28 protein-coding genes, 1 tRNA gene and 1 pseudogene are annotated in these 21,810 nt (G+C 37.8%); 12 read left to right on the top strand and 18 right to left on the bottom strand.

What is annotated here, in order from left to right; translation table 11 throughout:
- Positions 1–35: 35 nt before the first annotated feature.
- Positions 36–395, bottom strand: a complete 360-nt coding sequence (locus BMF77_RS12820; protein WP_148763272.1) for a hypothetical protein — start codon at positions 393–395, stop codon at positions 36–38.
- Positions 396–588: 193 nt separating this feature from the next.
- Here BMF77_RS12820 and BMF77_RS12815 point away from each other — a divergent pair, with 193 nt between their 5' ends.
- The 7 genes from BMF77_RS12815 (at position 589) to BMF77_RS12790 (ending at position 3,848) form a co-directional block, all read left to right on the top strand.
- Complete coding sequence (locus BMF77_RS12815; RefSeq protein WP_148763270.1) at positions 589–1,236, top strand: hypothetical protein; 648 nt, start codon at positions 589–591, stop codon at positions 1,234–1,236.
- Positions 1,237–1,240: 4 nt separating this feature from the next.
- A complete protein-coding gene (locus BMF77_RS28640; protein ID WP_256370349.1) occupies positions 1,241–1,375 on the top strand; it encodes a hypothetical protein in 135 nt (44 codons plus the stop codon).
- 116 nt (positions 1,376–1,491) lie between these two features.
- The gene (locus BMF77_RS12810; protein WP_148763268.1) at positions 1,492–1,728 is read left to right on the top strand and encodes a type II toxin-antitoxin system Phd/YefM family antitoxin; all 237 of its coding nucleotides are present in this window, start codon (positions 1,492–1,494) and stop codon (positions 1,726–1,728) included.
- Complete coding sequence (locus BMF77_RS12805) at positions 1,725–2,168, top strand: type II toxin-antitoxin system VapC family toxin (RefSeq protein ID WP_168204433.1); 444 nt, start codon at positions 1,725–1,727, stop codon at positions 2,166–2,168. The genes BMF77_RS12810 and BMF77_RS12805 overlap by 4 nt, the downstream gene beginning before the upstream one ends.
- Before the next feature lie 197 nt (positions 2,169–2,365).
- Positions 2,366–2,743, top strand: coding sequence for a type II toxin-antitoxin system RelE/ParE family toxin (locus tag BMF77_RS12800; protein WP_148763264.1), 378 nt, complete (start codon positions 2,366–2,368; stop codon positions 2,741–2,743).
- Between the two features lie 4 nt (positions 2,744–2,747).
- Entirely contained in the window at positions 2,748–3,071 is a 324-nt protein-coding gene (locus BMF77_RS12795) for a helix-turn-helix domain-containing protein (protein WP_137908399.1), read from the top strand.
- Between the two features lie 114 nt (positions 3,072–3,185).
- On the top strand, positions 3,186–3,848 hold the full coding sequence (locus tag BMF77_RS12790) for a response regulator transcription factor (protein WP_148763262.1): 663 nt from the start codon (positions 3,186–3,188) through the stop codon (positions 3,846–3,848).
- 86 nt (positions 3,849–3,934) lie between these two features.
- Here BMF77_RS12790 and BMF77_RS12785 read toward each other — a convergent pair whose 3' ends face one another.
- The 9 genes and pseudogenes from BMF77_RS12785 to hemC all read right to left on the bottom strand — a co-directional run bounded on the left by BMF77_RS12785 (position 3,935) and on the right by hemC (position 11,667).
- On the bottom strand, positions 3,935–7,141 hold the full coding sequence (locus BMF77_RS12785) for a glycoside hydrolase family 15 protein (protein WP_148763260.1): 3,207 nt from the start codon (positions 7,139–7,141) through the stop codon (positions 3,935–3,937).
- 58 nt (positions 7,142–7,199) lie between these two features.
- A pseudogene (locus tag BMF77_RS27910) lies at positions 7,200–7,325 on the bottom strand (type II toxin-antitoxin system HicB family antitoxin); the annotation flags it as partial.
- 225 nt (positions 7,326–7,550) lie between these two features.
- Positions 7,551–7,796, bottom strand: coding sequence for a type II toxin-antitoxin system HicA family toxin (locus BMF77_RS12775; protein ID WP_148763258.1), 246 nt, complete (start codon positions 7,794–7,796; stop codon positions 7,551–7,553).
- A complete protein-coding gene (locus BMF77_RS12770) occupies positions 7,789–8,013 on the bottom strand; it encodes a type II toxin-antitoxin system HicB family antitoxin (protein ID WP_148763256.1) in 225 nt (74 codons plus the stop codon). The genes BMF77_RS12775 and BMF77_RS12770 overlap by 8 nt, the downstream gene beginning before the upstream one ends.
- Positions 8,014–8,122: 109 nt before the next feature.
- The gene (locus BMF77_RS12765) at positions 8,123–8,587 is read right to left on the bottom strand and encodes an SMI1/KNR4 family protein (RefSeq protein WP_148763253.1); all 465 of its coding nucleotides are present in this window, start codon (positions 8,585–8,587) and stop codon (positions 8,123–8,125) included.
- A gap of 14 nt (positions 8,588–8,601) precedes the next feature.
- Positions 8,602–8,667 carry a hypothetical protein gene (locus tag BMF77_RS29005; RefSeq protein ID WP_371724276.1) on the bottom strand — a complete coding sequence of 22 codons (66 nt, stop codon included), beginning with the start codon at positions 8,665–8,667 and terminating at the stop codon, positions 8,602–8,604.
- Positions 8,664–8,993 carry a hypothetical protein gene (locus BMF77_RS12755; RefSeq protein WP_148763251.1) on the bottom strand — a complete coding sequence of 110 codons (330 nt, stop codon included), beginning with the start codon at positions 8,991–8,993 and terminating at the stop codon, positions 8,664–8,666. Before BMF77_RS12755 ends, BMF77_RS29005 begins: the two co-directional genes overlap by 4 nt.
- Before the next feature lie 94 nt (positions 8,994–9,087).
- A complete protein-coding gene (gene glgA / locus BMF77_RS12750) occupies positions 9,088–10,539 on the bottom strand; it encodes a glycogen synthase GlgA (protein WP_148763249.1) in 1,452 nt (483 codons plus the stop codon).
- 159 nt (positions 10,540–10,698) lie between these two features.
- On the bottom strand, positions 10,699–11,667 hold the full coding sequence (gene hemC / locus BMF77_RS12745) for a hydroxymethylbilane synthase (RefSeq protein WP_041457699.1): 969 nt from the start codon (positions 11,665–11,667) through the stop codon (positions 10,699–10,701).
- A 222-nt stretch (positions 11,668–11,889) separates the two neighbouring features.
- Here hemC and BMF77_RS12740 point away from each other — a divergent pair, with 222 nt between their 5' ends.
- Complete coding sequence (locus tag BMF77_RS12740) at positions 11,890–12,498, top strand: Uma2 family endonuclease (RefSeq protein WP_148763247.1); 609 nt, start codon at positions 11,890–11,892, stop codon at positions 12,496–12,498.
- On the opposite strand, the gene BMF77_RS12735 is transcribed toward BMF77_RS12740, so the two are convergent.
- The 4 genes from BMF77_RS12735 to BMF77_RS12720 form a co-directional block, all read right to left on the bottom strand.
- The gene (locus tag BMF77_RS12735; RefSeq protein WP_015078925.1) at positions 12,495–12,869 is read right to left on the bottom strand and encodes a hypothetical protein; all 375 of its coding nucleotides are present in this window, start codon (positions 12,867–12,869) and stop codon (positions 12,495–12,497) included. The genes BMF77_RS12740 and BMF77_RS12735 overlap by 4 nt on opposite strands.
- A 208-nt stretch (positions 12,870–13,077) precedes the next feature.
- Positions 13,078–13,521: a CAAD domain-containing protein gene (locus tag BMF77_RS12730; protein WP_148763245.1), complete on the bottom strand. Its 444-nt coding sequence runs from the start codon at positions 13,519–13,521 to the stop codon at positions 13,078–13,080.
- A complete protein-coding gene (locus BMF77_RS12725; protein WP_148763243.1) occupies positions 13,522–13,914 on the bottom strand; it encodes a GFA family protein in 393 nt (130 codons plus the stop codon).
- Between the two features lie 81 nt (positions 13,915–13,995).
- The gene (locus BMF77_RS12720) at positions 13,996–15,480 is read right to left on the bottom strand and encodes a CIA30 family protein (RefSeq protein ID WP_148763241.1); all 1,485 of its coding nucleotides are present in this window, start codon (positions 15,478–15,480) and stop codon (positions 13,996–13,998) included.
- Positions 15,481–15,806: 326 nt separating this feature from the next.
- On the opposite strand from BMF77_RS12720, the gene BMF77_RS12715 reads away from it, so the two are divergent.
- Positions 15,807–16,307: a HugZ family protein gene (locus BMF77_RS12715; RefSeq protein ID WP_148763239.1), complete on the top strand. Its 501-nt coding sequence runs from the start codon at positions 15,807–15,809 to the stop codon at positions 16,305–16,307.
- Positions 16,308–16,309: 2 nt separating this feature from the next.
- The gene (locus BMF77_RS12710; RefSeq protein WP_148763237.1) at positions 16,310–17,215 is read left to right on the top strand and encodes an alpha/beta fold hydrolase; all 906 of its coding nucleotides are present in this window, start codon (positions 16,310–16,312) and stop codon (positions 17,213–17,215) included.
- 169 nt (positions 17,216–17,384) lie between these two features.
- On the opposite strand, the gene BMF77_RS12705 is transcribed toward BMF77_RS12710, so the two are convergent.
- From BMF77_RS12705 to BMF77_RS27905, 4 genes are all read right to left on the bottom strand, one after another.
- A complete protein-coding gene (locus BMF77_RS12705; RefSeq protein ID WP_148763235.1) occupies positions 17,385–18,884 on the bottom strand; it encodes a family 10 glycosylhydrolase in 1,500 nt (499 codons plus the stop codon).
- 154 nt (positions 18,885–19,038) lie between these two features.
- Positions 19,039–19,112: transfer RNA gene (locus BMF77_RS12700), tRNA-Pro, on the bottom strand.
- A 301-nt stretch (positions 19,113–19,413) separates the two neighbouring features.
- A complete protein-coding gene (ispG, locus tag BMF77_RS12695; RefSeq protein ID WP_148763234.1) occupies positions 19,414–20,640 on the bottom strand; it encodes a (E)-4-hydroxy-3-methylbut-2-enyl-diphosphate synthase in 1,227 nt (408 codons plus the stop codon).
- Positions 20,641–20,730: 90 nt separating this feature from the next.
- Positions 20,731–20,874: a hypothetical protein gene (locus BMF77_RS27905; RefSeq protein WP_246863143.1), complete on the bottom strand. Its 144-nt coding sequence runs from the start codon at positions 20,872–20,874 to the stop codon at positions 20,731–20,733.
- A gap of 224 nt (positions 20,875–21,098) precedes the next feature.
- Between BMF77_RS27905 and BMF77_RS12685 the strand changes: the two genes are divergently transcribed.
- Both BMF77_RS12685 and BMF77_RS12680 read left to right on the top strand, forming a co-directional pair.
- The gene (locus BMF77_RS12685; RefSeq protein ID WP_015078917.1) at positions 21,099–21,374 is read left to right on the top strand and encodes a ribbon-helix-helix domain-containing protein; all 276 of its coding nucleotides are present in this window, start codon (positions 21,099–21,101) and stop codon (positions 21,372–21,374) included.
- The gene (locus BMF77_RS12680) at positions 21,371–21,718 is read left to right on the top strand and encodes a type II toxin-antitoxin system PemK/MazF family toxin (protein WP_015078916.1); all 348 of its coding nucleotides are present in this window, start codon (positions 21,371–21,373) and stop codon (positions 21,716–21,718) included. The genes BMF77_RS12685 and BMF77_RS12680 overlap by 4 nt, the downstream gene beginning before the upstream one ends.
- Positions 21,719–21,810 lie beyond the last annotated feature (92 nt).

Below are 21,810 nucleotides of genomic sequence, written 5' to 3'. Positions count from 1 at the left end.
TGAAAAGATTAATTTAACATTTTGTTGATGAGCGATTACATCTTGAGAAATAGACGATAGCGAATAATCCGATAGGGATGATTTTGAGACAAGCTGATTCCTAATTCTTTCCCTGTTTGGAAAAATTGCCAAGTTCCGGCTTTTGTCTCTACAGTTTCATTGATATCTGTAGAGTTTTTTAGCTGAAATGGTGGTTCATTTTTTGATGGACCTGAGAGAAACTGCACGTTGTTGTCTGTAATCTCCAATTTTAACCCAACTGTGCCACCTTCACCAGCACCACTGACAATTTTACCTGTTCCTGACCAAATTTGTTGAGCTAAAGCGGGTGAACTGAGTCCCCACAGTAAGGACGCTGTGAGGATGATATGCAGTTTTTGGATAGGGAATTTCATAATTGCTGTCTGAACAGGTGGAGAAATGATGTTCTCACACTTATCAGATTTGGGTTTTTAGATGGGTTCGTAAGTTCGCAATTTTATTTGCGGGAGTTCGCACATTTTTCTGCGGGGATACACATTGATATGGAAGCACTTACATAGTTATTATCAAAAATGAAACATTGATAGTTAATGCTTAGGTGAAAAAATGAAAAAGTTGTTAAGACTTGCAATATGTTTTAGTGCAGCGACCTTGCCCCACTTTTGTAGTTTAGGATTAATTAATATTGGTGCAGTTCCTGTTAAACCAGCATTTGCACAAAATACATTTCGTAATGATCAAGTTTTTACGAGAGAGTCTGGCAATGGAGGTCAATGGGGTGGTTGGACTAAACCTGTTTACTGTCCACCAGGTTCATGGGCAGCTGGTTACACGATGAGGGTAGAACCTGAACGAGGTGAGGGTGATGATACTGGGCTTAATGCTATTACTCTCTACTGCCGCGATCGCAATGGACGAGATGTAGATCGTATTATGCCCGATCCAGGGATGTGGGGTAATTGGCTTGAAGATTCTAATTGCTCCCAAGGTGTTTTTATGACACATTTTCAGCTAAGAGTGGAGAGCAACCGGGGATCAGGAGATGATACGGCTGCAAATTCTGTTGCTTTTACCTGTGGTAATCGCAGTAGAATCGAATCTTCAGGTACTACACCTTGGGGAAACTGGGGAGCTTGGCAAGGAAGTTACAAAAGAGTTGCTATTTGTGGTGTCCGAGCTAAGGTAGAATCTAATCGAGGTGAGAGCGATGATACTGCATTAAATGATTTAGAATTTACGTGGTGTAGAATATAATAGGATGATTTTGGGCTATCGCTGTTTTGGGAATAGGGTGTTTTTGAGCGATCGCTTTTTTGGGAATAGGGTGTTTTTGAGCGATCGCTCTTTTGAGAATAGGGTGATTTTAGGCGATCGCTCTTTAATGAAAGGATAATTTTGATATTTCAGATCCCCGACTTCTTTGAGAAGTCGGGGATCTGGTTTCCCTATTTACAAAACATCTATCTCTGTTATATAATTATAATACATTTGTAAAATATTGAGAAACTTATGACTCAGATTACAATTGAAGAAGCTACTCAAAATCTATATAAACTTCTAGAACAAGTGGCTAAAGGTGAGCAATTTGTGCTGATGAAAGAAGGCAAAGAAATTGCTCGTCTTCTTCCTCCTCAATCGGAAAAAAAAGTATTTCCTAGTTTAAACTCTTTTAGAAAATCAATAGTTTTAAAAGGAAATGCAATGAGTACCACGATATTAGAAGAAAGAGAGAACGAAAGATATTGATTTATTTAGATACTAGCGCCATTGTTCCTTATTATGTGCCTGAAAAATTAAGTGATGTTGTTGAACAACTATTACAAAAACAAGAAGATAAACCAATCATTAGTCAATTAGTTGAGGTAGAATTATTTTCTGCTTTATCTCGTAGGGTAAGAATGGGTGAAGTTTCCCAAAATGACGCTAGACGGATTACAGAATTGTTTGAGAATCACCTTAATGAAAGTTTATATCGTCTTGTTTTATTGGAAAATCAACATTATCGTTTAGCTAGAGATTGGATATCCAAGTTTGATCTGCCTTTAAGAACTTTGGATGCTTTACATTTAGCAGTGTGTAGCATTAATAATTTTTCTCTGGTGACAGCAGATGATAAATTAGCTCAATCTGCTACTATTTTAGGGATAGATATTCTTTTATTGACTTCCAATCTCAATTTTAGTTAGATATACGATTCCTTCAGAGCGATTCCTGGGTCGCGCTTCGCTATCGCTCTTTCTATAAAAGGATGATTTTGGGCGATCCTAGTATTCAGATCCCCGACTTCTTAAAGAAGTCGGGGATCTAGTTTACCAAGATTATAATTAATACCATATAATTACTTATTGACATAATATGCTAGTTTTAGCATACTTAATATTAGATGAATGAAAAACAAGAAAAGCCTCTCAGATGGATTGCAAGCGCCCTTCATGATTTAAAGAAGTTTCCTGAAGATGTACAGGATGTCATGGGTTACGCTCTTGATTTAGCACAACACGGTCAAAAACACCCTAACGCAAAACCTTTACACGGGTTTTCTGGAGCAGGTGTTTTAGAAATTGTAGATGATTTTGATGGGGATACATATAGGGCAATTTATACTGTTAAATTCGAGGGTGTTATCTACTTACTACATTCATTTCAAAAGAAATCAAAACATGGTATTGCTACACCAAAACAAGATATAGAATTAGTTAAAAAAAGATTGAAAATCGCTCAAGAAAATTATTTACAGCAGACTACCGAAAAAATGGAGTAAAAAAATGCCAGAAGAAAATCAAGTTGAGGTTAGTAGCGGAAATGTATTTGCTGACTTAGGTTTATCTAATCCTGAAGAAAGATTATTGAAAGCCGAGTTAGTCCGTAAAATCAGTGAAATCATTACTAATCTAAATTTAACACAAGTTCAAGCAGCCGAAATTCTAGGCATAGATCAACCAAAAGTTTCTCTACTAATTAGAGGTAGATTAAGTGGTTTTTCAACTGATAGATTGATGGACTATCTAAACAAGTTAGGTAGTGATGTAGAGATTACAGTTAAACCTAAACCTGAAAATCGTAAGTTTGCTCAGATAATTGTAGTCTGATAATTATTATTCATTATTCAGATCTCCGACTTCTTAAAGAAGTCGGAGATCTAGGTCTTGATTAAGTATACGTATTTAATGTAAAATATACGTATCTAATCATTACCCAAGACAATGAATGTCAAGCCACTGCGGTTTCTCGTGGTAGAAGATCATCCAGAAGTAGCCCAAAATAATTGTGATTTTTTGAGAAAATTCGATTCTTCTGCTATTTGTACCATCGCTTCTACTCCCCAAGAAGCACTACAACGTCTAAAAATAGAAACACCAGATTTAATTGTCCTTGATTTACAATTTGCTTTACCTTCTGGCGCTCAGTCAGCTAAATCTTCTTTAGAATTATTAGAGTTAATTTTTAACACTTATTCCTCTTTAAATATCCTCATTTATAGCAGTGAACCCAGTTGGATGATAAAACTTGTCAAATTCATTAATCATCACTACGGTGGGTTTGTGGTTGTGAATAAAATGGAACGACGCAAATATTTTTTAGCAGGGGTTGAAAGTGCTTTGAATGGAGAATTGAAACTGCCTAGAGAATTACGTCAAGAATTAAACTTGAATGAGAAAGAGTTGGAAGTTCTCAGGCTATTGTGTCATGAATCCTTAACAGATCAAGCAATAGCGGAACGTCTTCATATATCACTGAGGGTTGTGCAGAATCATATCCAACATCTGAAAGTGAAATTGGGTGTTGATGAATTTGAGCAAAAAGACATTAATTCCCGTGTTGCTCTATGTATGAAAGCGCTTGAGCAAAAATTATTATTGCTTTGATTGAGTTGCGGAACTTTGTATAGAGGTGCAACCGGAAAATTAGTAACTACAATTTTCTTAACTGAACTGTATTGCTATTTACAATTTTAAACATCTTGAACAAACTCCGTTAAGAACCTAAACGCTTTCAAAATATAATTAGCACAATCTTGAGGAGAACTATTATAAAATGATGGCCATGCAGTAGCTTTATCTTCATCATAATAATCGCGGCGATGGGGGTGATTTTCTAACCACGCTAACCGCACTGCATGACCGATTAACACATCTAAAACCATATATTCTTCAATTTGCAACTTAGGGTTATTAGCCACGATTGTAGCCAATTCCATCAAAGCTTCTACATTGACTTGGCGATATTCTGGGGCTTCAATTTTATTCAGCAAATGTTCAACTAATAAAGCAAAATTTCTTTCTCCTGCGGTCATTTCTGAAAGCATGACTTCACTTTCTAACCGATTCCGTCGTTCTAATTTATCACCAATGACTAAACCTTTGCAATGCTGCATTAATAGCCAAACTTGTTTAAAAAAGTCTTTGGGTACACGATTTAATGCACCTTCTCTTTGACGAAATCTGCGCCAACCATCAAGAGGAACTTCTGTTTCTTCACTAATTACAGGTAGCACAACCCAAGCAATATCACTTTCTTTTTGTTTGACGTGCAATGATTCCTGTTGACGTAATAAATTGCTTACGCCACTATATCCAGTTAACACTTGACGTAAACGCATTTTCACTTCAAAAGGTGAAAGCTGCATTAATTTTTCATAAGCTTCATCTTGGGTGAGGATGAATTCTCTGGCTATATCGCTAGTAATTAAAAGAATTAAATAACCAACTCTTAGTGTTAAAAATCCGCGAAACAATTCTGGTTCTGATTTGATTAAGACACCGAGATAAATAAGAATTTCTTGCGTTAAAACTCTATCCCGAATATCCTCACGACAGAAGTTATTAATTTTCTCAGTAATCTCACTTCCAGAGATAGGAACAACTATCAAAGAAGCCTGACTATAAGCCCTCCCCACTGCAATTTGCTTACCTTGAACCAAAATACTCGTTATCGCATCTGATAAGCCAATGTCGAGCATTTGGCGTAAACCCGCAGCCCGTCGCACCACCGCCCACAGCCCTAAATCTCCGGCTTTGGTATAGACTTCATCGAGTAAATCCGCTACAGTGACAGCATTAGTTGGCCCAGCATATCCTGTATCAAATTCTAAACCCTGTAACCGCGTTAAAGTTTGCAGTAATTCAATTTGCTCATAAATATTTTCTGATGAGCGCAAATATTCTAATAATGAATCTAAGTTAGTTTCACATTCCATTTGGAATTCTTGGGTATGTCCCAAAGACCAACTTTTTTCTAAATGAGAAGTCAGGTAATAACAACGGATTCCCCGATTTGCAACTGAGGATTGCGATAATTCTGTATCTGATAAAAAATCAATTCTTTGAATCGCTGCTGTCAGCATTAATTGATTCAATTTTCCTAATTTTACCTGGACTCCATGACAAATACCATCCTTGAGTTCCTGCATTAATTCTAATAATGCTTCTGACCCAGTTTCTAGCATTGTCCGAGTAATCATTAAGGTTAAAGTCGGACGACCTAAATCACTCCAGTATTTTTGGATATAAGCCAATTCACCTCTAATTTGATCTACCAAAAAATGATAATCAAGAGTTAAATAAAACTGTTGAGAATCTAGAAATGATGGTAAAAAGACAACTGTTTGATCTCTAATCCGAAAGAATCTTGATATCGTCAAACTTCTCAGTCGTCGCAAGGGACGGCCTGTTAAACCCAGTTGATCATTTCTGCCAATTTGTGTATAAATTCGGGAAAGTTCTTCAGATTTCCTAATTTGAATTGGTGCGATTTGGGTAGGAGTTTGGGTTTCGATTCCATATACTTCTAATTGTGTTTGTAGGGCTTCATCTTCTGCTATTAAAGCAATTTGAACTAAGGAATTGCGGTTTTTGCCGACATTCAAATGTCTACCTAAAGGATCAATATCTCCTAGTGATATTAAACCTTCACTTAACATTTCACCCAGATAATATAAACTTTGCGCCCAAACTAAAGGAATATTTTCATTGGGTAATCTTAACTGAGACTGAGGATCTAATTTCTCAGCTTCTATATTTTCTTCAGGAACATAATAAACTTCCGGTAATAGCTGTAACCCGTTTTGCTCTACCAACAATGATTTTAAAAGTTCTTGATATTTCTGAACTTGTGCTTGTTCACCGCGAAATAATCCATCAAGAACTAAATAAGTGAAAAATAATGGCCATTCACATTCAATATGCTCAAATTGTTTCAGTTCACCCGGTTCATAGTGTAAACGTTCAGTATCTTCTAAAACTGTTTGATGTCCATCTCGCAAAAACCGTTTACAACCATATTTTCCTGCGAGTTTACTAATAATTTCTTTAAAGGTGCGTTCTCGCAATGCTTCATCTTTGACAGCAAAAGCGGGATAACTAATAATACTTAATAACGCCGCATCAACTTCTTTAGAACCTGATTCTCTGGGTAATAATGATTCTAAAGTAATTCTGGCTCTAGCGATTTCATCTGGTAAAACATGAATTACTGATGCTTGACTACCATGAACACCAAATAAGTTTAATCCATTTATAGATTCTAAAGCTGCTTTAGCCATTCCCAAGGAACTAGCATTTAATTCTGCACTACCATGATTAATTTTATTCCCCCGTTCCCAAATCCCAAAATCCGGTGTTCTGTAAGCTCGACCAATATAATAAACTAGGTTTTGGACAAAGTTAACTTCATCCAATGTAAAAATAATTGATAATCCGCTGGCGGTCATTTGTGCCAACATTAATAAAAAGATAGATGTCGCGTCAAGTTGCAAATGTCCCCATTCATCATCACCGACAACAATATCACCTGTGGCTGTATTGTATTTGGCGTGAAGTCCATCTAATAAAGATTGTGTATGTTTAAATTTTTCAACTTTATGAGATTGTCGCATCATGGCAAACAATAGACCACGCATTAGTTTAACAACACTATGTTCAAGTTCATAAGTGCGACCATGATCATGATCTAATTTGCGATAGGCTAGGGCTAAACCCCAAACTGCTAAAATACTATACACATTATCTCGCACCCAGGCATCTGTATAATCGCCATGAGCAGTAATAGCGGTACTCGCTGGTAATAAACCAGTAATCGGGTTTTGACGCGCTAAAATAATTGTCTTGATTTGCTGATAGTAAAAATCTAAGCGTGTTAATGGTGTGGTTGATGTGTTCATTATGGTAATGAGAAAATTTAACTTTGTTGCTGTGAGGTTGATAAATAAAAAAATCTATAGCTAAAGCTTCCTCACGAGTTTTACCCTGACTGATACAACCGGGTAAGCTTGGTACTTTGACAACAAAATACCCATCTTCACCATGAGATAATAGCACTTTCCGTTGAGATTTTATTGTTGCCATAGTTCGAGCAGTTTCTCCATGAAATAACAAACCTAGTTAAAAATATTTTATTCTGGTAAATCATTTATATAATATAACTTTATTTGCCAGTTTACTTGGTGTATTTTACATGGATTTGGGCATTTTTATAAAAACTTACATCTTTAATCATAAAAATTACCATCCTGCAAATCATTAAATCCTGGAAATCCTGATTCTGACAGAAAATACCTTTAAAACATCCTCTTAAATATCTTCTTCGTCTTGATTTATTTCCTCTTCTATTTTCTCAATTTCAAAACTTTCAATAGCAGTAAAAACCTGTTGTACCGTTTTCGGATGTAAGACCTTACCTGAATGAAAAGGAATCACTACTCTAACATTTTCTCGAAAATAAATTCTGTGACTACCTTTGCTTCTTATTTGCATAAAACCAGCATTTAATAGTAATTTTTCAGCTTCTTTGGCAGTTAGTCGGGGCAGTTTAGGCAACTTTTACCTCCAAAGTCATAGTTAATATTTCTTTGTGCTGAAGTGCTTGTTTTTCAAATTCTGATAATGTTTCTATATATAATTCAACAGCCTCCTTGATATTTGCTTGTACTGTTTCTAAAGAATCACCTTCAGATTGACATCCAGGCAGTTCAGGACAATAAGCATAATAGCCATGCTCATCTTTTTCAATGACAATACTAACTTTATAGGACATAAGTAACTGCTATTTGATTATTAATCATTGACTATTATATCATAGTTCATTATTTTGCATATCTAAAATCCTTTGTTCTGAACCATAATTTTGTTTATCTAGCTAATATCTAATTCGCTATCAGCATCAAAGACTTTAAATAAAGATTGATTTCCACAGATAGAAATTCACTAAACTGATCATGACTTTTGACAAAATAAGGCTGTTCTTGTCCTTCACAATATGAATAAGTTGGTGGGTTATCACCTTCTGAAAGTCTGAAAAAGCTGAACTGATATCCCTGGTGCATGAAAAATACAAAAGCATCCTCCGGTAAAGTTTGAGGAAAATCATTTTCTACTAAAAGCTGTTTAGCCCATTCTTGAATTTGTGGCAAATGCTGATAAAAGCAATCTGAACCACGTAAAAACTTACCTGCCCCATGCCCCATTATCTTCAAAAAGTCTTTGTAAGTGCTGGGCAGATTAATACCTTGTTGTCGTTCAAGTTGAATTATTTCTAAATCTGAACATGGGGAAAGATGATTCTCATGAAAAATAAGATTAAGTGGTGCGGGTAAATTGCAAATTGACATTTATACCGACTCCTTTATGCAATGTTTCCGTGATGTACATTTAGCTGAATGTTCGGGAAAGTTTGCCTAAACTGCTTCATGACATACTCACACGAATCACATGGCTCTTTGAAGTAAATAATTCAATTTTACCCTTTACTTCTCTATTATTTGTATATTTTTCGGCGATCGCTTCTAATATTTTGTACTCTGAGTCTAAGTCTCTTCGGTGTCCAGCAATGTCAAAGGTTTGAAACATCGGTTGACTGGGTAAACCAACCGCTCCTTCTCGCAACAGCTTACCACTAAAAGCAAATAGCTCAGAAAACGTCTCATCTACCCATACTCTAGCAATAGCAACATTTCGAGCTGGTGCTGGCACGTTACAAATTTTGCGAATTTCTGCGACGCGCTCTAGCCAATCCATCTTTTTTTAATTCTATACTATCGTGTATTAAAAAGGGGTATTCCAGATAAATACCCCATCAATATTGTCTAAAATTCCAACTTCCTACAACACCTTAAACTAATTTGGGTTTTGGTTTGAGTGTAGGTTCTGGCGTTGGTTCTGGCGTTACTTCTAGTATTGCTTCCGGTTCTGGTAAACCATAGATAGAACGATAGAGTTTATCGTACTCTTTAGCGGATTCATACCAACTGAAGTTTTCACTCATCCCCCGTTTTTGTAATTCTTGCCATTGGGGTTTGAAACGGAAACCTTCCCAAGCGCGAATCATACAGGTGAAAAGGTCTAAGGGTTCATAGCGGTCAAAGCAATAACCTGTACCTGCTTCATTGACTGGATCAAAGTGGCTGACAGTATCAACCAATCCCCCTGTCCGACGAACAATAGGCACAGAACCATAACGCAAAGCCATCATTTGGCTAATTCCGCAGGGTTCAAAGCGGCTAGGCATTAAGAAGGCATCTGTACCCGCGTAAATACGGCGGGAAAGGGCATCATTATACAGCAGGTAAGTGGCCATGCGTCCTGGATAGCGGGATGCGAGTTGCCACATTTGGGTTTCATAATAGCGATCGCCTGTTCCCAACAAGACAAACTGAGCATCTGTATAAGCCATAAAACGGTCAAGGATTTGTAATACTAAATCCATCCCTTTTTGTTCTACCAACCTTGTCACCATGCCGATGAGAAAGGCATTAGAATTAACTTCTAAACCTACTTCTTCTTGCAGAGCTATTTTATTAGCTTTGCGTTGATCAAGGGTATCTATGGTAAAGGTTTGGTTAATGTATTTATCATTGGCAGGATCATAAATTTCCGTATCTATGCCGTTGATTATTCCTGATAATTTGCCGCCAATAAAAGATAATAACCCTTCTATTTGTTCACCATAGGCAGGTGTTTTGATTTGCTCCGCATAGGTAGGAGAAACTGTATTTACCTTATTGGCAAACTGGACTGCGGCTGCCATTGTATTGTGTCCTTGCATATACCAGGGACACCAGGTAATTTTCTCTAAATACCACCGCCAAGGACCTTGATAAGCGAGGTTGTGAATGGTGAATACACTGGTAATATCTGGAGATTGATTCAACCACACAGGTAACATTCCTGTGTGCCAATCATGACAATGGACAATTTCCGGTTTCCAGTAATTCCAGCAAAATTCCGCTGCCCCATTGGAAAATAAAGTAAATCTCCAATCTTCATCTTCTCCACCGTAAACCCGCCGAGGTGAAAAAGATGGATGTTGAAATAAATACAAAGGAACATCAGTACCAGGCAGTACACTCTCGTAAACTGCAAACTCCTGGAACATGGCTGCTCCCTTCCAAATGGGTTCTTTGGGAACTGGCATTTTGTCGGGTACAAAGCCATAGTAAGGCATGAAAATCCGTACATCATGACCCATTGCTCTCAAGACCTTGGGTAATGCACCGACAACATCCCCCATACCGCCAACTTTGGCAATGGGAGCAGCTTCCGCTGCTACAAATAAAATTCTCATGGTAATTGGTAATTGGTAATTGGTAATTGGTAATTGGTGATTGGTAATTGGTAATTGGTAATTGGTAATTGGTAATTGGTGATTGGTAATTGGTGATTGGGTAATTAAACTCTCTTCTCTTGGCTGTTACCTGTAACCTGTAACCTGTCACCTATTACCCTATGATCCTCGTTGAATCTCGGTGAAGATTTTTTCTAAGATTTCTGTAGCGCCTTGTTCCCTGAGAATACTGGCTAGTTGTGCGCCTAATTTTTCAGCATCAGCAGCCGTACCGGTGACGGTATCTTTAACTATTTGTTGACCATCAACGCTGGCAACCAGACCTTTTAGAGTTAATTCGTCACCATTAATTACCGTATTTACACCAATGGGAACTTGACAACCACCTTCTAAAACTCGTAAAAATGATCTTTCTGCTAAACAGCGATCGCGTGTTTGTGGGTGTTCAATCGCTTTCAGTAAGCTAATTACCTCCGTATCATCTGCCCGGCATTCTATTCCTAAAGCGCCTTGTCCAACGGCATGGAGGGAGATTTCAGGAGTCAGAACTTGATGGATGCGATCGCTCATTTCCAATCTTTCTAAACCAGCTACTGCTAAAATTAAAGCATCATACTCACCAGCATCCAGTTTTGCCATGCGTGTGATCAAGTTTCCCCGCACATCTTTGAAGGTAAAATCAGGGAACTTATGGCGTAACTGTGCCAAACGTCGCAGGGAAGAAGTCCCAATTACCGCATTTGCGGGTAAAGTCTCGATTTGCAGACCTTTATGCTTTTCATGCAATACCACCGCGTCTGCGGGGTTTTCCCGTTCTGTAATCGCTGCCAGTGTCAACCCTTCTGGTAGATTGGTGGGAAGATCCTTGAGAGAATGCACAGCAAAATCAATCTCTTTATTGATCATGCCCAATTCCAGTTCCTTGGTAAATAGTCCTTTATCGCCAATTTTAGCCAATGCTACATCCAGGATTTTATCCCCTTGGGTAGACATGGTATGGACTTCAAAAGTAATGTGGGGAAAGCTTTTCTGGAGTTCCGCTTGTACCCAGTATGTTTGAACTAAAGCTAGTTGGCTTTTACGTGAACCAATACGAATAACGCGTGCAGGACTGGAAACTGAAGTCATAAAACTATTTGTCAAACCAGGCGATAAATTAACATTTATCTAGACTACCGCAGGGAGTGACGTACCGGATTAGATTAACCTAATTCTGTGAAGATTTTATTTGCTAGTAGCTTTACATTTATTTACAATTTTTGAAATATATCCTTGACTTCTCAGAGAAGTCGGGGATCTGGAAATTAGAATATAATCAAGTTAGCAATAATTCGGTTTTAAGGAAATTCTATGCTTTTACTTCCAGAATTATCTGAACTATTAAAACCCGAAGATCCAGAAGAACGGCAAACCATCACCGGGGTTAATTGGGAAAATTATGAAGCTTTACTCAATGATTTGGGTGACAGTTTAGAATATAGAGTTACATATTTAGATGGAGTCATAGAATTAATGTCACCAAGTCGCCGTCATGAAATTCGCAAAACAATTATTGGATCTTTGCTGGAAATTTACTTTCAAGAAAAACGCATTCGCTATTTTCCCCTTGGTTCTACCACCTTCCGTAAACAAGGGAAAAGAGGAGGAGTAGAACCAGATGAATCCTACTGTCTAGGCATAGAAAAAGAAGTTCCTGATCTTGCCATTGAAGTTGTAGTCACCAGTGGGGGAATTGATAAATTAGAAGTTTACAAAAGATTAGGCGTGGCAGAAGTTTGGTTTTTTCAAAACAATCAATTTGCCGTTTATCATCTGCGCGGTGAAAGTTATGAATTGGTGGCAAAAAGTGAATTATTGCCAAATTTAGATTTGTCAATTTTGGCGCAATATGTAGTAGCAGATGACCCTTTAGATGCGGCTTTAGGATTTCGGGAGAAAATCAAAGAAATGGTAAATTAGATCATTCCTGGTCCTTTACCTCTTTTATCAAAATCCTCTGTTAATAAACCTGTTTTATCTGCATTTACTTCTCGCAATTCCTGTATTCGTTCAGCTTTTTCTTGTTCTGCTATTTCCCGCGCATCACCAGGAACTTCATAATACATTTCCGGTTCAACTGGATAATTATTCAATAACCCCTCTTTATCCACAGTATAACCGTCCGTTGTCCGAATACTGTAAATATCAGTTTGGTCATCAGTGGCAGCACTGGCAAGATCCTCTTCCGTCGGCAAGTGTTTATAATTTACTCCCTCTCGTTTCATTCGGGCTGCTGTTTCGGCGGGAATTATGCCTCTATCATAAGTATCTGCGGTAATCTTCTCATTCATACAATTAACCCCTTGTACTTTTCTAGGATTACCAGGACTAGCTTAGAATTTTCTAGCAGATAAATACACTATCTTAGGATATAATTAATAAAAATACTTTGATTAAAATTCTCTATCTATAGATATATTTGACATCCTCCATGACAAAATAAAAAAATGTAAGCTAGTCTAGAACTAACCTACATTTTATTAGCTTGATAAAAAATCTTTATCCTAAAGATTGTTGTTTGAAAGAGTTAAATTTCTGGGATAATTCTTGCCGAGACTCAAATTTGAGGAGATAACGGAAAGCAAACCAGAGAGAGTAAAATATGCCAATTAACTCGAAAATCGGTTGTAGCAAAGGTACACCATTCACAGCGTCTAGTAATGCGATCGCTACCTTAACTGTTACCAAAGCTGATAAAATTAAAACTAGGGTGATTAAACCCTGTTTATTGTTGTTAAAAATACTGCCTAAATACTCTGGCAGTTGATTTAAGAATTCAAGAATTTGTCTACTAATTTGCTGCCATTGGGATTCAGATTCTTTAGCAGCAGGTAATTTTGGTAAACTGCGATTATCTTCACCGGAAAAAGATAAACTATCTTGTGGTGAAGAATAATTTCCTTGTTCTGTTTGCTGTGCTTGAGTTTCCATCATAGTTATCATTTAACCTCTTTGTAACTTATCAATATTTTCTTCCCAATTTACACCATCAAAAGGCACAATTTCAAAATTGCCAATTATATTTCCGTCTAAACACCGCACATTAACATCAATACAATCAGGGTGACTACGGGGAATATAAAAGGAATGAATTCCACAAATACTGCAAAACTTATGTTGTGCTACTTCCGTATTAAATTTATAAGTTTTTAAGACATCTTCCCCTTGTAGCAAACTAAACTTTTCTTGGGGGACAATCAAATGCAAAAATCCTTTTTTAGCACAAATTGAACAATTACAATCATCAACTTTGTGATTATTAACTACTACCCGAAACCGCACCGTACCACAATGACAACCACCGTCATACGTAACAGATTTATCTTTACTTGACATTAAGTTTCTCCAGTTGATTAACTCTGATTGTAGGTTGGGTTGACAAAGGAAACCCAACAAATTCACTAATTACTTAAAGTTCTATTTATCAACTTGCAAAGAAGAAAATAGCCGTTTCCAATCTAAATTATCAGCAATTACTTCACTTTCCTTAACTTCAAAAGTGAGATTACTGGCTTTTGGTTCTTTAATTGCTTGTACACAAATTTCCGCAACATCATCACGGCTAATTTTTCCTCTAATATTATCACCTTGTTCAAAGATTAATTCCTTCCCTCCTGCTGTTTCCGTCAAAGCACAAGGTCGAATAATTGTATAAGGAATTCCACTAGATTTCAAGCTTTCTTCTCCTCGCAACTTCCAAGTTAAAATTCCTCCCAATTGGTCATTTAACCTTACCGCTGGAGGTTCTTCATCTAAATTAATTCCTGGTCTTCCTGGACGAGTTACCCCAGCAGAACTGATTAATACAAATTGAGGTAAAGTTTCCCCACCATAGGCTTGAATTGATGCAACTTCCAGCGCAAAAATCCCCGGATTAAAAGCAGGATTTAAAGCACCATCATATTCAAACTTACTCAACATTAATTGCAAAGAACAAACTTTACTAACGTCCATTGGTGGACAGTCTTTAACAATTTTGGCACGAAATACCGGAACTAAATCTGTGAAAGGAATCTGAATATCTAGCCAATTATTAGCAACAGTATCAAAAGAATAACTATAACCAACACCGTCCCAAGTTGATTCTGTGCGGATAAATATTTTATAACGTTGACCGTCACCTTTAACCCGCAATTTCACACCTTGATAACCAGATAAATCAACTAATGGTGAAAAATTCTTAGTTCTTACTGAAGCAAAACCCCCAGAATTAGCAGTTGAAACATTACCTGTGAATACTGCTGTATTTTCCCTAATTTGAAAACTACTGGAACTGACACCACCCATAACTACATCATCTAAAGCACCCCAGATATTTTTGATTTCATCTGATGGTTTAGTAAAATCAAATATCGGTTTTTCACCCACAGAAACCAGATACTTTGCAGTGGCTGCAACTAAATTTTTCACACCTTGATATTCAACATTTTCTGGTGTATCTCCCACAATTTCCGGTAGATAGAATTTCACCCCTTGATTATATTTTGCCCTATCTGGTGTATCTCCCTCCACAGGTTGAACACGCACCGACGTACAACAAATTACAGCTTGAATATTAGCCATAACTAAATTTGTCAAAGTCTCTGATTTCGTAATATCCCCAACTACCAAATCAATATCATCACCCAGAATTGTCCGCGCTTTTGCAATATCTCGAACTAAACAACGGACATTATAGCCTTGTGCTATCAATTTTTTGACAACTCGTTTACCCACACCACCCGTCGCCCCAGCTACCAGAATTACAGCCATATTTCCTCCTGCTTTTGATATATCTTGATGATCTTTTGGACTACCTTGAAAGAGTTTCTCTATCCAGTTAAGAACCGGAAATACTTCAAAGTAAGTTAGGGTTTTGATAAACCTGCATAAATCCCATTGAGAACGATCATTGTTACTCATAGTTACGATTTAATCATGTTATTTTAGTCTTATTGTATCAACTTTCGAGTATATAGTAGATAAAATATCAACTCCTGGATATAATTCATTTTCCTCTTTCTCTGCGCTCTCTGTGCCTCTGTGGTTGGTTAAAAAGAATATTCTTTAAACTCAAATAGTATTGCTATACAGCCTTTTTGATGTAACTTCAGAAATATCTCGTCTGCGGTTTAAAGGTAATTTATCTAACCACAGAGGCACAGAGGACACAGAGAGAAGAGGTTAAGGAGGAATTTTTATTGTTCTTAAAAATGGTATTATAATTTTTATAAATTAGGATAATTGCGATGAATCAATCTGAAAAAGCCCAAGCTGAATATGAGAAATTTCCCACAGAATTTACTAGCATTATCATTAGTACAGTAAATAAACAAGGAACTCCTAATGCTAGTTATGCTCCTTTTATTATGGACGATGATAAAAATATCTATATTTATGTAAGTGGACTAGCTACTCACACCCAAAATATTCAAAATCATCCTTTTGTGAGTGTTTTATTTATTGACGACGAAGTTAAAACTCAACAGATTTTTGCCCGTCGGCGGTTAAATTTTGATTGTACCGCAAATTTGATAGCCAGGGAAACAGAGAAATGGCAGGAAGTTGTTGATAAATTTGAAATTCGTTTTGGAGAATTGATTACGACATTACGCAGTTTACCCGATTTTCGGATTTTGCAACTTACACCGAATACCGGACGTTTTGTCATTGGGTTTGGGGCTGCCTATAATATTAATAGTGATAATATAAATCAACTTGTACAAATTACCAAAGATTCACTTTCATAATTATGCTGCAATTTCAACCTCCTGGGTTTGGTAGTAAATTCATTCATACATCTTTAGGGGCAATGGTTTACTATACCCAAATTAGCGCCCCTTGGGAAAATAGCAAAGATCAAGATTTACCACCATTATTATTCTTACATAATTTTGGTGGTGGTGCATCTGCTTATGAATGGTCGAAAATCTACCCGGCTTATGCGTCAACATATCGAATTTTAGCCCCAGATTTAATTGGGTGGGGAAAATCTGCTCACCCCGTGCGAGATTATCAAATTCAAGATTATTTAACGACGATTCTTGAGTTTATTACTCAAACCTGTAATCAACCTGTAACTGTAGTAGCATCTTCTTTAACAGCGGCTTTAACTATTCGTCTTGCTGTTAGTTATCCAGACTTATTTAAAGCTTTGTTTTTAGCTTGTCCTTCGGGTTTTAACGATTTTGGAGAAGGTGCAGGAAGGAGATTACCACTTTCTTTAATTAATACACCGTTGGTAGATAATTTAATTTATGCTTTAGGTGCAGAAAATGAAATTGCAGTTAGGAACTTTTTGCAAAGTTTTCTGTTTGCTAAACCAGAAAGAGTTACCCAAGAAATGGTATCAGCTTATTTAGGTTCTGCACAACAATATCAAGCCAAGTTTGCGGCTTTGTCCTTCTTACGCGGAAATCTTTATTTTGATTTGAGTTTATATATTCAGCAACTGCAAGTCCCAACTGTCATGTTGTGGGGAGAAAAAGCCCAATTTACAAATATGCAATTAGGACGACGGTTAGCAAATTTAAATCCTGGTGCAATTAAAGGCTTTCATGAAATACCCGACACTGGAATTCTTCCCCATTTAGAAATACCAGCAGTTGTCATGGGAATATTGCAAAAATACAACAAAACTGGAGAATTAAAAATTTAAATTAAACTTAAAAGGAGAGTAGACATTTCCCAATTTTACTCCTTCTTTCTTCTTCTTCCTTCTTCCTTCGTGTCCTTCGTCCCTATCCCTGCGGGACGCTTCGCGAACGTGGTTTGTTAACTCTTGAATTTTGGGTGGGGAAACCCCGCCCCTACTGAATTATAACGATTTAGCGAACATTACAAGATTTGCGTTCATTATCATCTTGAGGATATTGCCAAGAATAAGCAAAATGACTAACACCCTTAATTTGAGGAAATAATTGATGAAGGGCTTGCATTTGCACTTCTAAAGAGGGACGATTACTAATTGATTCTCCCCACTTACCAGCTAAAGCCGGAATCACTTTTGTCCCTGGTTGTGCCATCTTCAAAACCTGTCGAACTTGTGCCACAATGCAATCAACATTACCGCAATTTGCATAGGACATGGGATGCCATTGCAAGTTACTAGAAAACCTATCCCAAGGTTGCAAACGGGAATCATACCCTTGTCCTAAAGCTTGATTACCTTCGGGAAAAAATACCACTCCAGCGGGAATACCTTTTTGTTTGGCTGGGTAACTTGCTAAAGCCACAAAATCTAAGATACCTTGCATAGCATGAGCAACACTGAATAACCATAAATCCAATTGCAAAACCCGCTGTTTTTCCGCTGGGGAAGGCAAAGATTTCTGTTTTTTTGGGGGAATGCGCCCCTCCCACATGGGTTCATCTTCTTGAGGATAGCGTTTATCAATTTCTGTTATATCACCAGCACTCACATATCCTCTGGTGAGAAAACGGCGAATTAATTCTAATCCTTTGGAATTTTTGGCGCGACGAAATAAGACTTCTTGGGTAGCAGGGGTAAATAGCCATAAATCATGAACTTTGGTAGCAATAGAATCATTACCAATTTGACGAGGATAGCGAACATAATCGAAGAGAATACCATCTGGACGACGGCGTATAACCTGTTGTATCATGCGGTAGTAATCGTTTTTAGCCTGAGTGTTGTAAGGATCAATGAAGACTTGAGAACTATCTTCTACTACGGATAAGCTGGTTTGATTTTTGCCATTACGAGCGATCGCATTTTGTCTATCTGCCCGTTGAGCATAAGTATAACCAAAGTTATTCGTAAACATCCAAGCATAAACTTTCAACCCGCGTTGTTGCCCTTTTTTAATTGCTAATGCCAATAAATCAAATTTTTCTGCACCAAGAATGCGAACCACAGCAGGCCAAACAGTTGGGTTAGCTGCGGCTGGTAATAGTACCCGGCCATCATAAAATACTTCTAAATAAACTTGGTTATAGCCTTGGTTGACAATGCGGTCCATAATTTGATCAACTACTCCCGGCTGGATATCGCAGGGATACAAGCGCAACCAAATAGCTTGAGTTTGTGGCCAAGTCTGACTACGACAGGTTTTTAATTCTTGTGTATGCTGTTTGAGTAATTTCTGATAGCGACTTTCTGCCTCTTTATTGCCTTTAAAAGCTAATAAACGTAATTTTTCTTTTTCTTGAGTTGCTTTTGATGATACCTGACAATCCTGTCCCTTTTGAGCAATAGCTGGTGCGGTAACTAAGTTGAGAATTAATAAGCAACTAGCAATAATTATAGTAAATACACCTTGCCAAGACAAAATTAGTCTTACAAATTTCCAGTTGTAATCAGACATATATAGCAATCAGTTTAGATTTGTAATAGCTTGCATGAAATAGCCTGTACTTAAAATATCCCCACATTTGGAGACATACAACCATCAAAAGCAGTATTCCGCACAAACATTTACTTGAAGGAGAAGAATGTGCCATGATTAAAGTTTCCATAAATCGGAACGTAGGGATTTGAACCCTAGACCTCCACTACCCCAAAGTGGCGCGCTACCAAGCTGCGCTACGTCCCGTAAGTGTGAACTTGAGATTTTAGACTTTTGGAGTGGGGATGATTCCAAAATTGTCCATCTAAAATTTATCAAGTCACTCTTCTTAATATATCACAAGACTAAAGAAAATAGCAAGGGGTTTTTTGAAAAAATTTTAGAATCCCTGATCTCAAGATTGCTGGCGTTCCGTTCAAGTTAAATCTTCATCTGCGATAAACCTTCCGTCTCCTGCAAAATTACTAATTTTCTATCTTTGGGTTATTCGCGGTCAGATAAAAAATTAAGTAATTCACCGGAGAGACAGAAGTCAAAATTTTATTAATTAAGGATCTACCCAACGTCCGTCGGCTTTAATCAGATTAATCAATTCCTCTACACCTTGGGCTTCTGGAACTTTTTTAATTTCATCCCGACCACGATATAAAGAAATATAACCAGGGTTTTTACCAACATATCCATAGTCAGCATCGGCCATTTCGCCAGGTCCATTCACAATACAACCCATCACAGCAATATCCAGACCTGTTAAATGTTTAGTAGCTTCCCGGACTACGTGCAGCACTTCCTCTAGGTTAAATAAAGTCCGTCCGCAAGAAGGACAAGCCACATATTCAACCATTGTTTTCCGCAAACCCAAAGCTTGCAGAATGCTGTAACAAACCGGAATTTCCTTTTCTGGTGCTTCTGTTAAAGAGACGCGGATTGTGTCACCAATACCGTCAGCCAATAATGTGGCAATACCCGCAGTAGATTTAATTCTGCCATATTCCCCGTCACCTGCTTCTGTCACGCCTAGGTGAAGAGGATAATCCATGCCTAAATCATCCATGCGTTTAGCCATAAGCCGATATGCAGCCACCATGACAGGAACTCGTGAGGCTTTCATGGAAATTACGACATTATGAAAATCCAAAGATTCACAAATGCGAATAAATTCTAAGGCAGATTCCACCATCCCTTCCGGGGTGTCACCATAGGTAAATAGCATTCTTTCCGCCAAAGAACCATGATTTACGCCAATTCGCATAGCTTTACCTTGATCACGCAAGGAAATTACCAGCGGTGCCAAGGTTTCGCGGATTTTTTCGCCAATTTCGTCAAATTCAGTTTTTGTATATTCGGTGCGGCTGGTGTTTGCTTTCTCAAATATATACAAACCTGGATTAATTCGCACTTTTTCGATATGTTTGGCAACTTCCAAGGCGATTTTCATGCCATTGTGATGTACGTCGGCTACAATTGGCACATCACGGTAAGTTTGAATTAATTTTTGTTTAATTTCCGCCAGTGCTTTAGCGTGTCCAATACTAGGAACAGTGACGCGGACAATTTCGCAGCCTATTTCATGGAGACGACGAATGCCAGCGACAGAACCATCAATATCCAGAGTATCTTCATTAATCATTGACTGTACCACCACTGGATATCCTCCTCCAATGGTGACATCTCCCACTTGTACAGCGCGGGTTTTGCGGCGTTTGATGGTGGTATCAAAGGTTGGTTGACTAGATGTAGTGTTGGTAATTTCCAAAGTCGGCAGAGTTTGCATAATCTAAATAGGTAGATTTTCTGTAGCTAAAATATCAGATTGCCAGCGGTTATACTTCTCAGATTGCCACAATTTGGGGTATTTTAGGTGCTAAATTGAAAAGTAAATCAAAAAATAACCTAACAACTGACAACTGACAACTGACAACTGTACGGACGAAGCATTTGGAGAACTATTTTTGGCAATGACCGATAATTTATCTTCCAAATGCTGACAACTGTACGGGCGAAGCATTTGGAGAACTATTTTTGGCAATGACCGATAATTTATCTTCCAAATGCTGACAACTGTACGGGCGAAGCATTTGGAGAACTATTTTTGGCAATGACCGATAATTTATCTTCCAAATGCTTCGCCCCTACTGACAACTGACTAATGACCAACTTAAATTTACTAAATTGATGCGTAAAACGATATGATATAAGACATCACTTCAGTCATCAAATAATGAACGCTCTATGAAAACAGAAACCGTTCGCACGACATTAACCATTCCCAGGGAACTGCTAGAAGCTACAGATAAGGCAGTTATGGAAGGGAAAGCTAAAAGTCGGAATGATTTTGTCGCTCAGGCTTTACGAAGGGAACTAGCCTTACAAAAGCGATCCGAAATTGATGCCGCATTGGCAGAAATGGCTAATGATCCAGATTATCAAGCAGAGGTCTTAAAACTAGAGGTAGAATTTGCTACCGCGCAGTGGGAGGCGTTGCAGTTAGGGGAATCGCCAAGATGAGAAGGGGTGAGGTTTATGATGCGCGTCTAGAAATGACTGAAGGCTCGGAGCAGGGAGGAACTCGCCCAGTGATTATCGTTAGTCGCGATGTAATTAATCTATCCAGCCCAGTCGTTTTAGCAGTACCCTGTACCACCTATCAAGACGGAAAGCGAGTTTACCCTACTCAAGTTTTAATTTTATCACCAGATGGCGGACTCAAGAAAGACTCAATCGCCATGGCAGATCAGGTACGGGTGTTATCTAAAACCCGCTTTTTGCGTTTAAGAGGAATACTTTCTGAAGTTGTCATGGCACATTTGGAGCAAGCGTTATTAATTGCCTTAGATTTGCCAGGATATTAACTAGTACACAAGGGCGTAAATCAACCAACGGCTCAACTGAGCTACGTCAAATGTCCATTCTAAATCGCCCAAAAGCCTATACCGTCTTAGGC

The sequence above is a fragment of the Dolichospermum sp. UHCC 0315A genome, assembly GCF_008121535.1.
Classification (GTDB): domain Bacteria; phylum Cyanobacteriota; class Cyanobacteriia; order Cyanobacteriales; family Nostocaceae; genus Dolichospermum; species Dolichospermum lemmermannii.
Note: the sequence above shows the minus strand (reverse complement) of the source record. Positions and strands in the feature narration are given on the sequence as shown.

Excerpts from the sequence above, each read along its gene's own strand:
- glgA (WP_148763249.1), bottom strand. The coding sequence starts at position 10,539 with ATGAGAATTTTATTTGTAGCAGCGGAAGCTGCTCCCATTGCCAAAGTT.
- BMF77_RS12820 (WP_148763272.1), bottom strand. The coding sequence starts at position 395 with ATGAAATTCCCTATCCAAAAACTGCATATCATCCTCACAGCGTCCTTA.
- hemC (WP_041457699.1), bottom strand. The coding sequence starts at position 11,667 with ATGACTTCAGTTTCCAGTCCTGCACGCGTTATTCGTATTGGTTCACGT.
- BMF77_RS12685 (WP_015078917.1), top strand. The coding sequence starts at position 21,099 with ATGAAAACAGAAACCGTTCGCACGACATTAACCATTCCCAGGGAACTG.
- BMF77_RS12705 (WP_148763235.1), bottom strand. The coding sequence starts at position 18,884 with ATGTCTGATTACAACTGGAAATTTGTAAGACTAATTTTGTCTTGGCAA.
- BMF77_RS12715 (WP_148763239.1), top strand. The coding sequence starts at position 15,807 with ATGAATCAATCTGAAAAAGCCCAAGCTGAATATGAGAAATTTCCCACA.
- BMF77_RS12755 (WP_148763251.1), bottom strand. The coding sequence starts at position 8,993 with ATGGATTGGCTAGAGCGCGTCGCAGAAATTCGCAAAATTTGTAACGTG.
- BMF77_RS12740 (WP_148763247.1), top strand. The coding sequence starts at position 11,890 with ATGCTTTTACTTCCAGAATTATCTGAACTATTAAAACCCGAAGATCCA.
- BMF77_RS27905 (WP_246863143.1), bottom strand. The coding sequence starts at position 20,874 with ATGCTTCGCCCGTACAGTTGTCAGCATTTGGAAGATAAATTATCGGTC.
- BMF77_RS12680 (WP_015078916.1), top strand. The coding sequence starts at position 21,371 with ATGAGAAGGGGTGAGGTTTATGATGCGCGTCTAGAAATGACTGAAGGC.
- BMF77_RS12790 (WP_148763262.1), top strand. The coding sequence starts at position 3,186 with ATGAATGTCAAGCCACTGCGGTTTCTCGTGGTAGAAGATCATCCAGAA.
- BMF77_RS12815 (WP_148763270.1), top strand. The coding sequence starts at position 589 with ATGAAAAAGTTGTTAAGACTTGCAATATGTTTTAGTGCAGCGACCTTG.
- BMF77_RS12770 (WP_148763256.1), bottom strand. The coding sequence starts at position 8,013 with ATGTCCTATAAAGTTAGTATTGTCATTGAAAAAGATGAGCATGGCTAT.
- BMF77_RS12810 (WP_148763268.1), top strand. The coding sequence starts at position 1,492 with ATGACTCAGATTACAATTGAAGAAGCTACTCAAAATCTATATAAACTT.
- BMF77_RS12725 (WP_148763243.1), bottom strand. The coding sequence starts at position 13,914 with ATGTCAAGTAAAGATAAATCTGTTACGTATGACGGTGGTTGTCATTGT.
- BMF77_RS12710 (WP_148763237.1), top strand. The coding sequence starts at position 16,310 with ATGCTGCAATTTCAACCTCCTGGGTTTGGTAGTAAATTCATTCATACA.
- BMF77_RS12795 (WP_137908399.1), top strand. The coding sequence starts at position 2,748 with ATGCCAGAAGAAAATCAAGTTGAGGTTAGTAGCGGAAATGTATTTGCT.
- BMF77_RS12765 (WP_148763253.1), bottom strand. The coding sequence starts at position 8,587 with ATGTCAATTTGCAATTTACCCGCACCACTTAATCTTATTTTTCATGAG.
- BMF77_RS12730 (WP_148763245.1), bottom strand. The coding sequence starts at position 13,521 with ATGATAACTATGATGGAAACTCAAGCACAGCAAACAGAACAAGGAAAT.
- BMF77_RS12720 (WP_148763241.1), bottom strand. The coding sequence starts at position 15,480 with ATGAGTAACAATGATCGTTCTCAATGGGATTTATGCAGGTTTATCAAA.
- BMF77_RS12735 (WP_015078925.1), bottom strand. The coding sequence starts at position 12,869 with ATGAATGAGAAGATTACCGCAGATACTTATGATAGAGGCATAATTCCC.
- BMF77_RS12785 (WP_148763260.1), bottom strand. The coding sequence starts at position 7,141 with ATGAACACATCAACCACACCATTAACACGCTTAGATTTTTACTATCAG.
- ispG (WP_148763234.1), bottom strand. The coding sequence starts at position 20,640 with ATGCAAACTCTGCCGACTTTGGAAATTACCAACACTACATCTAGTCAA.
- BMF77_RS12800 (WP_148763264.1), top strand. The coding sequence starts at position 2,366 with ATGAATGAAAAACAAGAAAAGCCTCTCAGATGGATTGCAAGCGCCCTT.
- BMF77_RS28640 (WP_256370349.1), top strand. The coding sequence starts at position 1,241 with ATGATTTTGGGCTATCGCTGTTTTGGGAATAGGGTGTTTTTGAGCGAT.